Source organism: Caproiciproducens sp. (assembly GCF_053840905.1).
Window position 1 is genome coordinate 1 of sequence record NZ_JBNLXQ010000017.1, and the last position, 14,231, is coordinate 14,231.

Here is a 14,231-nt window from a genome sequence, read left to right on the forward strand (position 1 = left end):
GTTTGGTTTCGTCAGCTGCGACATCCGTGATCAGCTTCAGGCTGTATTGGCTGTAAATTCCGGCGCTGAGCCTTAATTCAACCTTCAGATCGATTCCTCCGCCCGTAATCCGGTAGCTGATTCCCGCCACCAGCATCGAGGCGCTGCATTTGATATGATCCTCTTTCGCCTGGTAGGGGCGGGCATATTCAAAATCCATCAGCCGTTCAAAATAGACGGGCTTATTGTCCGGATTCAGGGCAAGCACACAGATATTGAATTTCCCCTTATAATTGATCTGTCCGTTTGCGTAGTCGGCGGAAACAGTGTTCATTTCATTCCAGATATCGATAATTTTCGAAATCGGTATATCCTCCAGCGCCAGAGAACCCTTGTGAATATCGGTATCGTTGATGAATTCAACAGCATTGTCGATGTTTTTCTGTTTGGAGCTGATGTTCAGCTCGTACTGTTTGGAGTAGGCGTCCGTTACCATGGTAACGTCGGAATTCTGATAGGCAGAGGCGTTCACAAACACCCTGGCCTGAACGTCAAAGTAGGTCTGGTCGCCGGAATAATCGTTTTTGATCTGTGCTTCCAGCCCGGCAACCTTCAGCTGAATATTGAAGATACAGTCTTCAGAGGCTCCCTCACAGTCAACCATTTCATTGAACGGAAGCGCGTACTCCATCACTTCCAGAGCGGCTTCGTTATCGGCTGTGGAATACAGGAATTTTACGCATACCTCTCCCTTGATCATCAGCTTGTTTGCGACAGGGGTGTAGTCCTGAAGCACCGCGAACGCGTCGGAACGGACCAGATTATCCGCGGGCGGCTTGCCCTGCCCAAGCTCCAGCACCTCTTCCACCGTAAACTGCTGCTGAGCGAACCCGGCCATCTTGTTGATCTGCAGAGTGCTTTTCTGCTCTTCCACTCCCTCGCCGTCTATGTTGGAGACCACCTCGTTCTCCCCCTGCACAATTACTTTTGCGCATGCGGAAAAAGAACCGTGTATGTCCAGGCGCCGGGGACTGGTCGCACGGCAGTTAATATATTCCACCCTGGTAAACGCAAAAATCTGCGCGTTGTCGGCAGTCTGCTTCAACTGGATGGCGGCGGAAAACGACTGGCTGGTTTCATAGCAGTGAACAGCCGTACCGCCGGGATCAAGATAGAGTATTTTCACGGTGTAGCTGCCCTCCAGCTCCAGTCTGTCCCCTGTAATGCTTCTGGAGGTGATGTGCGGATAAACCTGACATTTCAAAATGCGCTGTATATCGGGACAGTAGTCAGGCAGGCTGATGTCGAGATCCACCGGCTGCTCCTGGCAGCCGTCATAAATCACTTCGCTGGCGGCTAACGCCTCACGGTTAAGCATATAATCCATAAAGGTTCTCTCCTTTTCCTGTTTCTACCTAATTGTTATTCTAATCTTGTACGGTTTATGCGCATTCGCATAAAAAATTACCGGCTGCATCAGCAGCCGGCATCCATTTTTTAATATTCTTTTTTTATGTTAAAAAACTTCCGTAATACAAATCCTAAAAATTTTGAGCTCTTCAAAACGACTACTTTCATCTCACAAACCTCCCATTATGTTCCACACCTTAAAAGTGTGATTCCCAATATGACCAAGATGATCGCTACTATAAACAGGATTAATCCCGTTGGGCAAAAACAAGAGGCAGCCAGCCCGAGCCCAAAAGCAACCGCGCATTTTGCAACCAAGCCATTATTTCGTTGCCCCATCCAGCTCACCGCCATCATAAAAATAAGACGATATTTCTTTTGTCTTATCCTCATTATATTCAGCGGCAAAGATTTTGGTTCGCTTATGACAGTAAAAAAATCAGGGCGTTTCCGCTGTGAACAAAAATCTGCGCCTGATCCTCCGTGATCTCGTTGCTGACGCCGAGCGGATAAGCGGAGGAAATAGACGCTTCCCTGAGCGGATATTTCATTCCTTCATAGCTCACCGTACAGAAACCGACGCCAAAAGGGAAAACGGAAACCGTCCGGCCTTTCATCCCGCTCAGCGTCAGCTTTCCGCCCGAAAGCAGGAATACCCGGCAGTCCCTGTCCGCAATCGCCGCTTTACAACCCTGGGAAGCCAGATACTGCAGCGCGCAGAAATTGGAAAAGGAATGATCGATCCTTCCGCCCAGAGCGCCGAAAAGGGTAAAATCACGGTATCCCCTTTTGATCGCTTCCCTGATGGCCGCCATCATATCGGTATCGTCTTTTTCTTTGTTCAGGCGGATCGTTTCAATGTCCTTCGGCAATTCATTTTTTACAGAGTCGAAATCGCCGATGAGCAGATCGGGTGTGAGATGATGCTCCAGCGCAACGTCCAGACCGCCGTCGGCGCAAATAATAAAAGAATGATCACGGTCGATTTCATTCAGAATTCCGCCGTATTCGCAGGGCGCCGAACCGATAATCACGCATTTTTTCATTTCATATTCCATTCTTTCAGATCTTTCACTTCATTGTACATGGCGACATAGCTTTCGTGACGGGATGTGCTGATCGTCCCCTCTTCCACCGCTTTCAGAACCGCACAGCCCTTTTCGCAGGTGTGGGAACAGGAGACAAATTTGCACTGATTCAGATAGGGTTCAAATTCCCGGAAGCAATACTGAAGGTTTTCCTTTTTCACCAGATCATAGCGTTCCACGCTGATGGAAGAGAAGCCCGGCGTGTCCGCAACATAGGTATTCTCCCCCAGCTTTAAAAAGGCAACCTGTCTTGTGGTGTGGCGGCCGCGTCCAAGCTTCTGGCTGATTTCTCCGGTCTGTAGATGGAAGCGCGAATCGATCCTGTTCAGAAGAGAGGATTTTCCGACCCCGGAATTTCCTGTAAAAGCGGATATTTTGCCCTTCAGTAGCTTCTCTACCTCTTCAATTCCCTCTCCCGTAGCCGAAGAAACCGTAAGCAGCGGGATCCCGGTCGTCTGATAAATATCGTTCAGCCACTGGCAGTCTTTCAAATCGCTTTTGGAGATCACGATCACAGGCTCAATCCCCTTGTCCTCCGCCGCCGCAATGGTTTTGTCAATCACCAGCGTGCTGGGGGACGGATCGCAGATCGACACGACGATCACCAGCTGATCGATGTTTGCAACCGGCGGGCGCACCAAAGAATTCTTCCGTGGGAGTATTTCCTCGATCGTGCCTGTCCCGTCTTTCTCCAGACTGACGGTTACATGGTCGCCGACGAAAGGGGTCACCTTATTTTTTCGGAAAACACCCCTTGCTTTGCATTCATACAGCGTATCGGCGGCCTCCACATAGTAGAAACCGCCGATACCTTTGAGAATGGTACCGTTTATCTTATCCATAAGCATCAGTCCGAAGGAGTGATGACGCCGCTCGGGATCTCGCTGCTTCCCCCCGTACTGCTGGCATTGTTATACGGATAGCTTTCCCCCGCCGTGGAAGTGCCCGCGTCAAAGTCAAGCGTAAACTCCTGATACTTGTTTCCGTCCAGCTGAATAATCAGCTGCTTTTTGCCGCTGCTGCCTTTAAAAGTAAGCTGGCATACGTCGTTATAGGACGGGTTCACGGTCTTTTCCGTCTGGAGCTCATTGCCCAAATACGCTTTCAGGTTGATGTCGTGCGTTACTTCCTTCGGGAGCTTGACAAAGACATCGATGGATTGCTCCGATTTCTTGCCAGAGCTGACGACAATGGATACCGCGCTGCCTTTCACAGCCTGCACACCGGGCAGCGGGGAGGTTTCGATGACCACGTCTTTCGCTTTATCGCTGTCGTCCCGTGCGGTAATGTCCCCGACTGTCAGACCCGCCGCGATAATTTCCGTTTTTGCATCCTCGATACTTTTGTCGATCACGGCAGGAACGGGCGTTTTTTCTCCCTCGCCGCCGGTGCTGACGTAAATCTTCACCTTGGTTCCCTCCGTGACCTGTGTCCCTGCGGGGGGATCGGTATTTTTGACATGGCCCTTATCGGTTTGGTCGTCCACCACGGGCAGGACCTCGTACAGCAGATTGACCTTTCCCAGATCGGCGATCGCTTCCTCCTGCGTCTTGTTGGAAACGTCGGGAACAGAGACCGGTTTGCCGCCCGCGTTAATGGTAAGGGTGATTTCCGCATTCGCTTTTACGGTCGTGCCCTCTTTGGGGCTTTGGCTCAGAACAATTCCCGTTTTCTGAGTGGAGTCGTTTTTTGTTTCGGTAACAAAGGTCAGATTTTTATACTGGTCGTTGTTCTTTACTTCTTCCTGTACCTCATCGTAGGTTTTTCCGGTAAAATCAGGCAGTACAATATTGCCGGCTCCGCTGTTGCAGCTGTGGAACAGCGCGGCGATGCCAAAGCCGATGACGACAATCAGAAACGCGGAGGCAATCCCCGCAATCACTAAAGAGGCAGCCGATTTTTTCTTCTTCTTTTTGGGCGCTCTGGACGGTTCCTCCTCATATTCGTAATTATCATTGTACGCGGAGGGTTCCGCTCCCTTTACCGTGTTGATCGCGTCGATATATTTGGTAGGCTTCTCGTCGATAAAATATTTGTACTGGAAGCTGATGCTGGGATTTCTCCGGAAAGCTTCGATATCCCTGAGCATTTCCGCAGCGGACTGATACCTTTGCGCGGGATTTTTCTGCATCGCCTTTAACGTGATTTCCTCCAGTCCTTCCGGTACGGAGGGGTTGATCTCCTTGGGGGGCTTGGGGTCTGCCTGCAGCTGCATAATGGCGACGGAAACAGCGCTGTCGGCTTCAAACGGAAGACGGCCCGTAATCATTTCGTAAAGCATGACCCCTACGGAGTAAATGTCCGCCTTTTCGTCGGTCAGATCGCCCCTCGCCTGCTCCGGCGCAATGTAATGGACCGAACCGATCGCTTTGTCCGTCATCGTCCGCGTTTCACTGCGCGAGAAACGGGCAATGCCGAAATCGGTCACTTTGATCGTGCCGTCCTGCAGCAGCATGATGTTCTGGGGCTTTATGTCGCGATGGACGATTCCCTTTTCGTGAGCGTGCTGAAGCGCGCGCAGAATCTGGACGGTAAAATGGATGGCCTCTTTCCATTTGATTTCCTTCTGCTGATCCAAATATTCCTTTAGCGTAATGCCATCGATAAATTCTTCGACAATATACTGGATTCTGTCACCAAAGCTGACGTCGTAAACCTTGACAATGTTTGGGTGGGAAAGCACCGCAATCGCCTTGGACTCATTTTTGAAGCGCCGGATAAACTCGTCGTTTCCCAAAAACTCGTCCTTGAGTATTTTGATCGCGACCGTACGGTCGTCGATCGTATCATACGCGCGGTAAACCAGAGCCATTCCGCCGGTACCGATCAGTTCATGTATTTCATAGCGTCCGTCGAGCCGTTTCCCTGTGTATTTATCCATAAAATCAACTCCTGTCAGCAGTAGTTTTCAATGATGACAACCGTAATGTTGTCACCGCCCCCACAGTCTTTCGCGAGCGTTACAAGCTTGTCTGTCAGGCTGTCGGCATCCGTGGTTTTGGACAGCGCAAAAATCTGTTTGGCGTCGATATAATTTGTAAGACCGTCCGTACAGATCAGAAGCATGCTGCCGGAACGAAACTCATTTTCGCAGTAATCAATTTGAATGGAAGGTTCGACACCCAGCGCACGGGTGATGATGTTTTTCTGGGGATGGATTTTTGCCTGCTGCTCCGTAATGTCCCCGTTATTAACCATTTCCTGTACCATGGAGTGGTCCGTAGTCAATTGCCGGATATTATTTTCCGTTATTAAATATGCCCTGCTGTCCCCGGCATGGGCAATATGGGCCACCCCGCCCGAAACGATCACCGCAACCACGGTCGTTCCCATACCGGCAAGCTGAATATGGTTCATTGCTTCGTCATGGACGGCAAGATTGGCGTTGTGAATCGCCGTCAGAATCAGATCCTTTACGGAACTGTCAGTCATCCCTTCCTGATAGGACGCGGCAATGCTTTCGGAAATTTTCTCTACCGCAATTTCACTCGCAACATTGCCTCCGTTGACGCCGCCCATTCCGTCACAGACAACGGCCCAAGCGGAATTTTCGGAAAAGGCGCCGCTTTTGCAGGCGTCCTGATTGGTTTGTCTGACAAGGCCAATATCACTTTTACTGAATACTCTCAACATTGGCCACCTCCTCTTTGTGCCTGCGTCTGAGCTGTCCGCAGGAAGCATTGATATCCGAGCCGAGCGTCCTCCGGACGGTAACGGTAATTCCTTTGCCCGAAAGGATACGGCTGAATTTTTGCAGTCGGTCGGCGGAGCTTTTTTGAAATCCGGTTCCGCCGACATCATTGACAGGAATCAGATTGACATGGCTGAGTATCCCGCTCAGTCTTCCCGCAAGCTCCCTTGCGCAGGCGTCGCTGTCGTTCACCCCGCGGATCATAGCGTACTCAAAAGAAATCCGGCGGCCCGTCATATCGGCATAGTACCGGCACGCCTTCATCAGTTCCTCCATTCCCCATTTCCGGTTGACCGGCATGGTTCTGGAACGGATTTCGTCGTTCGGCGCGTGCAGGGACACAGACAGGGTGAGCTGAAGCTTCTTTTCCGCAAGATCATAAATCTTATCCACAACGCCGCAGGTGGAAAGAGAAATGTGCCTCATCCCGATGTTCATTCCCTCATCGGAAGAAACCAGCTCCAGGAAACGAAGCACGTTCTGATAGTTGTCCAGCGGTTCTCCCATCCCCATCATCACAACATTGGATATCCGGATACCGGCATCCTTCTGGGCTGACTGAATCTGCGCAAGCATTTCGGAAGCCGTCAGGTTCCTGGAAAAACCGCTTTTCCCCGTTGCGCAGAACGCACAGTTCATTTTGCAGCCGACCTGTGTGGAAATACAGAGCGTGTGACCGTGATGGTAGTCCATCAGAACGCTTTCCACATATTCTCCGTCATTCAGGCGAAACAGATATTTTACGGTTTCATCCAAACGGGATTCCAGTCTTTTTTCTATCACAGCATTCGCTATGTAATATTTTTCCGACAGCTCCTGCCGGAAGGCTTTCGACAGATCGGACATTTGTTCAAAATCTTCCGCTCCGCGATGCAGCCATCTATAAACCTGCAAAGCACGAAAAGCCGGTTGGCCGTCAGCGGCAAAATCGGCTTTGATTTCTTCGAGAGTCATTGATTTCAGATCCTGCAAACTCAAGACATCCACTCCTGTTTTCTTCGAAAAGCCGCGATAAAGAAGCCGTCCGTCCCGTGAACGTGAGGCATCAGCGTCAGCTGGTTCTCCGGTTCCCCTTCGACGGCATGACAAACCTGACCGGGCAGATTGAGAGGCAAAGGCTCAAAGCCATGGCTGTTCCGAAGGAATCTTTCCGCCACCTCGCCGTTCTCTTTCGGGTTCAAAGTGCAGGTTGAATAAAATAAAGTTCCATTCGTCTTGACCAGTTTTGATGATTTACACAGAATAAGGTACTGCAAATCAGGCAAACTGTCAATAGCTGACGGTAATTTATACTTAATTTCCGGTTTTCTGCGAAGGATCCCGAGACCGGAACACGGCACGTCGCAAAGGACTTTATCCGCCGGGGGCAAATCGTCTTCCGCAGCGGAAGCGTCCCGTGCGGCGGCGCTGATTACAGAGAGCTTTAAGCGCTGCGCTCCCCGCCGGATCAGGTTCACCTTTCCTTTATATTTGTCAAAGGCGAGAAGCTCACCTTTATTTTCCATGAGCTCGGCCATGGTAAAGGCTTTGCCTCCGGGCGCGGAGCATACGTCGACGACCCGCTCGCCGGGAAGCGGATGAAACAGGAAGCAGCAGAGCTGAGAAGAAAGATCCTGTATGTGAAACAGGCCCTCCCGGTAGCTTTCGAGCTGGCCGATTGCGCCCGTCTGCCGCAATTCAACAGCCTGCTCCAGCCAAGTAACGGGAACAGCCTTTACACCTTCCGCATTCAGCTTTTCAATTAAGTTTTCCTCAGAAATATAAATATTATTCGTTCTGGCAAATACGGGCGGCTTTGAAAAAGTGCTCTCCAGCAAGCGGAGCGTACATTCCTCGCCATAGGATTTTTGCCACAGGGAAATCAGCCATTGCGGGCACGAATACTGAATGCTGAGAGACAGCAGCCGATCCTTTTCGGCATCGGGAATCTTTAAATTTTCAAGATTTCGGATCAGAGACCGAAGAACCGCGTTAATAAAGCCAGACGCCTTTACAGCATTGTTTTCTTTTGCAAGAATAACGGATTCATTGACCGCGGCCGACTTTGGAATTTTTTCAAGGTACAGAATCTGATAGGCGCCCATGCGCAGGATTTCCAGTACCTGTGGGGAAAGCTTTTTCAGCGGCATTTTAGAAAAACGGCTGATGAAGTAGTCCAGGGTGATCCGGCGTTCCAGCACTCCGTAAAAGATCGCGGAGGCAAGCGCCTTGTCGCGCGGTTCCAGAGAAAAGGAAGGCAGCGTTTTGTCCAGAACAATATTGGAATAGCCTTCGTTCACATCGACATGCAAAAGAGCGGCCAGTGCTGCGGCTCTCGCACTGTCCATCAATCCCGGCTCCTTCTGTTTCCGGCGAGCACAAGCAGCCTCAGCAGGGACATAATGGCGGTAAAGCTTGCAGCCAGATACGTCATCGCCGCCGCCCGCAGGACTTTTTTTGCGCCCTCCAGCTCATCAGGATACAAAATACCGGCCTCGTCCAGCGCTCGGATCGCCCGGAAGCTGGCGTTGAACTCAACGGGAAGCGTTGCGAGCTGGAACAATACGGAAAAACTGTAAAGGGCGATTCCCAGATTCACGACGAAATCGTACTGAACAGGCAAAAACAGCCCGACAATAATCAGCGGAACCGCGAGCCGGGACCCGAAATTCGTAACGGGAACCAAAACAGCGCGGATTTTGTTCGGCAGGTATCCCTGCGCGTGCTGGATGGCGTGACCCGCTTCGTGAGCGGCTACGCCAAGCGACGCAATGGAGGTAGAAGCGTAAACCTGGTCCGAAAGGCTGATCGTATTGTCCCGGGGATCAAAATGGTCGGTCAGGTTTCCGGAAACGCGCCGCACCTGTACGCCGGGAGCGCCGCCGAACTGCGCAACGCTGGAGGCCGCCTGTGCCCCCGTCATATTTCCTGCCGTTGAGATACGGGAATATTTTTCAAAAGTCGACTTTACCCGAAACTGTGCGATCATTGTCACAATCAGCGCGGGCACAATATATACGAAATATGTATAGTCAAAATAATAAAGTCCCATACCCATGATTCATCCCTCCGTTGTTTTCTTTATTTTACCATAAAATCTTCGCCGGTTGGATGCCCGCGAAGAAAATCTTTTCCGTTCATTTTTTTCCCGCCTTCGTATTGAACTTCCACAAGCTCAAGGGCGGTCTTTTCCCCGCAGCAAACGACAAACGAGCCGCCCGCCGCCAAAATTTCGCCGGGTTTTCCTTTGCATTGGCCAGCCGGTCCGGTCCTGTGAATTTTCAAAAGCCTGCCGTGGTAGGTCGTATTTGCCACAGGCCACGGGGAAAGCCCCCGGACCAGATTGTGGATCGTACCGGCCGGCTGATTCCAGTCGATACGGGAAAGCTCTTTTGTCAGCATGGAGGCATAGCAGGTATTTTCCTCGCTCTGCGGAATGCGCTGGATCGTTCCGTCCTCTACTTTCTGAAGAGTTTCGACGATCAGATCCGCGCCCATCAGCGAAAGCCGGTCATGCAGCTCGCCGGAGGTTTCCTCCGGACCGATCTCCGTCCGGGCGGTCAGCAACATATCTCCGGTGTCCAGCCCCTCCGACATATACATTGTGGTAACACCCGTAGCCTTTTCCCCGTTGATCACGGACCATTGAATCGGGGCGGCTCCGCGGTATTTCGGCAAAAGGGACGCGTGAACATTGATGCAGCCGTAAGGCGGGATCTCCAGAACCTCTTTCGGCAGTATTTTTCCGTAGGCGACGACGACGATCACGTCCGGCTTCAGATTCCGGATCGTTTCGGCGGCTTCGGCGGTGCGAAGCGTTTTCGGCTGAAAGACCTCGATATTTTTTTCGGCGGCCAGCACCTTGACCGGAGGGGGCGTAAGCGCATAGCCTCTCCCCTTCGGCTTGTCTGGCTGCGTAAAAACAGCGCGGACGTCATGCCCCGCGTCAATCAGGCTTTTCAGGCACGGAACGGCAAATTCCGGCGTTCCCATAAAGACAATACGCATTGAATCACCCGCTTTTCTTATTTTAACTTCGCCAGCTCTTCATCACTCAGCATATGAATCACATGCGATTTGAACAGAATGCCGTCCAGATGGTCGATCTCATGGCACATCACCGTGGCGAGCAGTTCTTCCCCTTCTATTTCAAAGGATTCCCCTTTGCGGTTCTGGGCCCGGACCTTCACATGCATCGGGCGCTTTGTAATGCCGTATTGCCCGGGGGCGGACAAACAGCCTTCCAAACATTCCTGCTCCCCGCTCTGTTCCAGAAAAACAGGATTGATCAGCTCGATCGGGCCTTCGCCGATGTCGATGACAACGGCCCTTCTCAAAATCCCCACCTGCGGCGCGGCAAGACCGACTCCGTCGGCGCTGTGCATGGTTTCCTGCATATCGTCCAGCAGGATTGCGAGCTTTTTGTCAAATTTATCTGCCGGACGGGAGACTTTATTCAGGAACGGGTCTCCCTCTTTTATAATGTTTCGTATCGCCATAATTATACCTCCAAGTTACATAATACTGTCAGGGTTCATATCCGCAAATACCGATACCGAGGAAAATTCTCGCACCCCCGCAAACCGAATCAGCAGGCGGGAGATCATTTCCCTGAATTTTGTACGATTGCGGCATTTAATGATCAATTTATATCTATATTTATTACTTACTTTCCCGATTAATGCCGGAGAGGGGTCCAGCACCCTCATCGGCTGCCAGGAATACTCGCTTTGTGCAAGAGTTCTCAGCATATTTAAAAAGACTTTGCTGGCTTCCCGCACCTTCGCTTCCGTACCGCCCACAAAACCGACAACACAAATATCTGAAAAAGGAGGATAGAGCATCGCTTTTCGGATCGCAATTTCCCCTTCATAGTATTCCTGATAATCCTGCCTGGCGGCAAGCTTGATAATATCGTTTTCCGGGGTAAAGGTCTGAATCATCGCTTTCCCCGCAAACTGACCGCGGCCCGAACGGCCGACTACCTGTGTCAGAAGGTCGAACGCGCGCTCATAGCTTCTGAAATCGTCGCTGTAAAGCGTCTGATCGGCCGAAAGCACACCGACAAGCGTAACATTTTCAAAATCAAGCCCTTTTGCGACCATCTGCGTCCCGATGATAATGTCGTATTCTCCTTCGGCAAACTGCCGGAGCTTTTTCTCGTAGGCAAACCGCGTCATCGTCGAGTCGGTGTCCAGCCTCAGTATACGCGCATCGGGCAAGAGCTCCCGCAGCTGCTGTTCAGCCCGCTGCGTGCCGTAACCGGTGAAGCGGACTTTATTTTCATGGCACTGGGGGCATTCCTTGATCAGGGGCATGGAATAGCCGCAGTAATGGCACATCAGGCGGTGATTGGCAGAGTGGTAGGTCAGCGAAATGCTGCAGTTCGGACACGTCATTACATGGCCGCAGGCCTTGCAGGAAACGAATGTGTTATATCCCCTGCGGTTCAGAAGAATAATCGACTGACGGCCGTTTTTCAGGTTCTCATCCAACGCCTGATGCAGAACCGAACTCAAAATCGTAGTGTTTCCGCTTTCCACCTCCGCATTCATATCCACCACCGTTACTTCCGGAAGGACGGCGTTGCCGTAACGGGTGGAAAGGACATTAAAGCCGTAGCGCCCGTTCTGTGCCAGATAATAGCTTTCAATGGACGGAGTCGCCGAGGACAGTACAAGCAGCGCCTTATGGTAAGCGCAGCGAAACTTTGCCACATCCCGCGCATGATAGCGCGGGGACGATTCCGATTTATAGGTGTATTCCTGTTCCTCATCCAAAATAACGAGTCCCAGATTTTCAAACGGAGCAAAAACCGCCGAACGCGTCCCAACCGCGATCAGCGCTTCCCCGTTCCTGACTCTTTTCCATTCGTCCATGCGCTCCCCAAGGCTCAGTCCGCTGTGAAAGACAGCGACGTCCCTTCCGTAGCGCTGGTGAAACAAAGAGATCGTCTGAGGGGTAAGGGAAATCTCCGGTACCATCACGATCACGCCGCGGCCGTCCGATCTGACCGCATCGATCAGCTTCATAAAAACGGACGTTTTGCCGCTGCCGGTAACACCGTACAGCAAAGAAACGCCGCCGCTGCCGGAAGCGTATTGCCGGTATAAATTCGCGTATGCCTGCTGCTGCTCCGCGGAAAGGACGATGTCTTCCGCGGGCCCGCCGTTCTGGATATGATCGTAGGGATTCCGATAAATTTCAACCTCGTAGTATTGCGCGAGTTCCTTTTTGACCAGCGCGTTCACAACCACGGGGGTAACACCCGCAAAATAACAGAGTTCCTTTAAAGAAGCGCTGCCGACGTCGCTGAGAAGATCGTAAACGCTTTTCTGCTTCAGCGTCAGTTTATGCGGTTCCTGATTTTCGGTTAACCGCACCATTTTCTGCGAGGCGTCTCCCACCTGCCGGACTGTTCCGCTGCTTTTGACCAGGATGTTCGCCTTACAGAGCTTTTCGGGGATATTGGAATCACCGGAAAGTCCCAGCTCCTTTAAAAGCTTATCACGGTCGACGCCGGCGCCGGCATGGGAAAGATAGAGAACGATCTGCTTTTCAACTTCGTCCAAGCCGTCCATATCCAAAGAAGGAATGGGAACGGCAAGCGAATACTCCGTCCTGATTTTAAAATTGATTCCCGTTGGCAAAAGCAGCTTGACGGCATCATAAAGCGTGCAGAAATAATGCTCCTTCAGCCAAAGAACAAGGCGGAGCGCCTCCTGGGAAAGGAGCGGAGCCGGGTCCAGAAGCTCCAAAACCGGCTTCAGCTTTTCCGCGCTGTCCCGACGGGTCAGGGCGAGGACCATTCCCTGCCGCTTGCTGTCGGCCCCGCCGAAAGGCACCATTACACGGCATCCCGGCTTCACCGCTGCGAGAAGCCCGGAGGGAACCGTGTAGTCAAAAGCTTTATCAAAATGATAAACGGTTTTCTCTACCGCTACTTTTGCAATGGTAAAATCGGACATTTTATACCTCGCCGGATTATTCTCTGGAACGGCTGTCGGGCTCGACGATCCTGTATTTATTTTCCATCAATTCGTGAACGGCCATATCAACCGGTTTTTCAATCAGGATTTCTCCCCTGTTTTCAGCATCGGCCGCAATTTCTCTCGCTCTTTTTGCAACAGCGATCACGAGGGAATAACGGCTTTGATTTGGTCTTACAATCAAATCTGCGGATGGTTTAAGCATGATTCAGTATCCTTTCAATTAAAAGATGATCTCTCTTTACCTTATGCTTTTCGGCACAAATAATGTGAGTAATTTCGTCGACCGCATGATCGACCGTATCGTTAATCACAGCGTAATCGTAGTGGACCGCTTCCAGGATTTCCTTTTCGGCGGCGGCAAGCCTTTTTTGTACCGCTTCTTCGCTTTCCGTTCTGCGGTCCTTCAGCCGCTGCTCAAGCGCCGCGAGCGAGGGGGGAAGGATAAAAACACTGACGCTGTCGGGACATTTCCTTTTAATCTGGGACCCGCCCTGCACTTCGATTTCCAAAATGACATCATCCCCATTTGCAAGCCAATGATCAATCGGTTTGCGCGGAGTACCGTAAAAATTTCCGCAGTATTCCGCGCTTTCAATCATTTCGTCCTGTTGCGTCATTCTGATAAATTCATCTCTGTCCACAAAAAAATAATCTCTGCCGTGGACTTCTCCCTCACGGGGCCGACGGGTTGTGGCCGATACGGATAAGCGGATATTCGGATTCTTTTCCAGCAGCTTTTTCAGGATCGTATCCTTCCCCGCACCTGACGGACCGGAAAAGACAACCAGAAGCCCCTTATTCTTCATCGTCTTCAAGCTCCTCGTCGGTGAGGTCCTCTTCGCGGTCGTTCAGCCTGTTGGCGACGGTCTCCGGCTGAACGGCGGACAGGATCACATGGTCGCTGTCCGTGATAATCACCGCTCTGGTGCGGCGGCCATAGGTTGCGTCGATCAAAGTGCCGCGCTCCTTCGCGTCCTGTATCACGCGTTTGATCGGAGCGGATTCCGGACTGACAATCGCAACAAGCCGGTTGGCGGAAACCATGTTGCCAAATCCGATATTAATAAGCTTCATAAAGACATCCCCCTCCAT

The 14,231-nt window shown here is 51.4% G+C and carries 14 protein-coding genes; all 14 read right to left on the reverse strand.

Annotated elements, in window-relative coordinates; all coding sequences use genetic code 11:
- Positions 1-1,366, reverse strand: a 1,366-nt coding sequence (locus tag ACQGQ5_RS14110; RefSeq protein WP_455737135.1) for a DUF3794 domain-containing protein, incomplete at its 3' end; no start/stop codon positions are given.
- Between the two features lie 445 nt (positions 1,367-1,811).
- Positions 1,812-2,447 carry a thiamine diphosphokinase gene (locus tag ACQGQ5_RS14115; protein WP_455737136.1) on the reverse strand — a complete coding sequence of 212 codons (636 nt, stop codon included), beginning with the start codon at positions 2,445-2,447 and terminating at the stop codon, positions 1,812-1,814.
- Positions 2,432-3,319, reverse strand: coding sequence for a ribosome small subunit-dependent GTPase A (gene rsgA, locus ACQGQ5_RS14120; RefSeq protein ID WP_455737137.1), 888 nt, complete (start codon positions 3,317-3,319; stop codon positions 2,432-2,434). Before rsgA ends, ACQGQ5_RS14115 begins: the two co-directional genes overlap by 16 nt.
- A gap of 5 nt (positions 3,320-3,324) precedes the next feature.
- Positions 3,325-5,358, reverse strand: coding sequence for a Stk1 family PASTA domain-containing Ser/Thr kinase (gene pknB / locus ACQGQ5_RS14125; protein WP_455737138.1), 2,034 nt, complete (start codon positions 5,356-5,358; stop codon positions 3,325-3,327).
- A 14-nt stretch (positions 5,359-5,372) separates the two neighbouring features.
- Positions 5,373-6,110 carry a Stp1/IreP family PP2C-type Ser/Thr phosphatase gene (locus ACQGQ5_RS14130; RefSeq protein WP_455737139.1) on the reverse strand — a complete coding sequence of 246 codons (738 nt, stop codon included), beginning with the start codon at positions 6,108-6,110 and terminating at the stop codon, positions 5,373-5,375.
- Positions 6,091-7,122, reverse strand: a complete 1,032-nt coding sequence (gene rlmN / locus ACQGQ5_RS14135) for a 23S rRNA (adenine(2503)-C(2))-methyltransferase RlmN (protein WP_455737178.1) — start codon at positions 7,120-7,122, stop codon at positions 6,091-6,093. The genes ACQGQ5_RS14130 and rlmN overlap by 20 nt, the downstream gene beginning before the upstream one ends.
- 20 nt (positions 7,123-7,142) lie before the next feature.
- Positions 7,143-8,495, reverse strand: a complete 1,353-nt coding sequence (gene rsmB / locus ACQGQ5_RS14140; RefSeq protein ID WP_455737140.1) for a 16S rRNA (cytosine(967)-C(5))-methyltransferase RsmB — start codon at positions 8,493-8,495, stop codon at positions 7,143-7,145.
- Positions 8,495-9,199, reverse strand: a complete 705-nt coding sequence (locus tag ACQGQ5_RS14145) for a zinc metallopeptidase (protein WP_455737179.1) — start codon at positions 9,197-9,199, stop codon at positions 8,495-8,497. The genes rsmB and ACQGQ5_RS14145 overlap by 1 nt, the downstream gene beginning before the upstream one ends.
- 29 nt (positions 9,200-9,228) lie before the next feature.
- Positions 9,229-10,155: a methionyl-tRNA formyltransferase gene (gene fmt / locus ACQGQ5_RS14150; RefSeq protein ID WP_455737141.1), complete on the reverse strand. Its 927-nt coding sequence runs from the start codon at positions 10,153-10,155 to the stop codon at positions 9,229-9,231.
- A 17-nt stretch (positions 10,156-10,172) separates the two neighbouring features.
- Complete coding sequence (gene def / locus ACQGQ5_RS14155) at positions 10,173-10,646, reverse strand: peptide deformylase (protein ID WP_455737142.1); 474 nt, start codon at positions 10,644-10,646, stop codon at positions 10,173-10,175.
- A gap of 15 nt (positions 10,647-10,661) precedes the next feature.
- Positions 10,662-13,115 (reverse strand): replication restart helicase PriA, encoded by a 2,454-nt coding sequence (gene priA, locus ACQGQ5_RS14160; RefSeq protein ID WP_455737143.1) that lies wholly within the window; start codon positions 13,113-13,115, stop codon positions 10,662-10,664.
- 16 nt (positions 13,116-13,131) lie between these two features.
- Positions 13,132-13,341 carry a DNA-directed RNA polymerase subunit omega gene (rpoZ, locus tag ACQGQ5_RS14165; protein ID WP_455737144.1) on the reverse strand — a complete coding sequence of 70 codons (210 nt, stop codon included), beginning with the start codon at positions 13,339-13,341 and terminating at the stop codon, positions 13,132-13,134.
- Entirely contained in the window at positions 13,334-13,945 is a 612-nt protein-coding gene (gmk, locus tag ACQGQ5_RS14170; RefSeq protein WP_455737145.1) for a guanylate kinase, read from the reverse strand. The genes rpoZ and gmk overlap by 8 nt, the downstream gene beginning before the upstream one ends.
- Positions 13,935-14,213: an extracellular matrix/biofilm regulator RemA gene (remA, locus tag ACQGQ5_RS14175; RefSeq protein WP_219966407.1), complete on the reverse strand. Its 279-nt coding sequence runs from the start codon at positions 14,211-14,213 to the stop codon at positions 13,935-13,937. Before remA ends, gmk begins: the two co-directional genes overlap by 11 nt.
- Between the last annotated feature and the right edge of the window lie 18 nt (positions 14,214-14,231).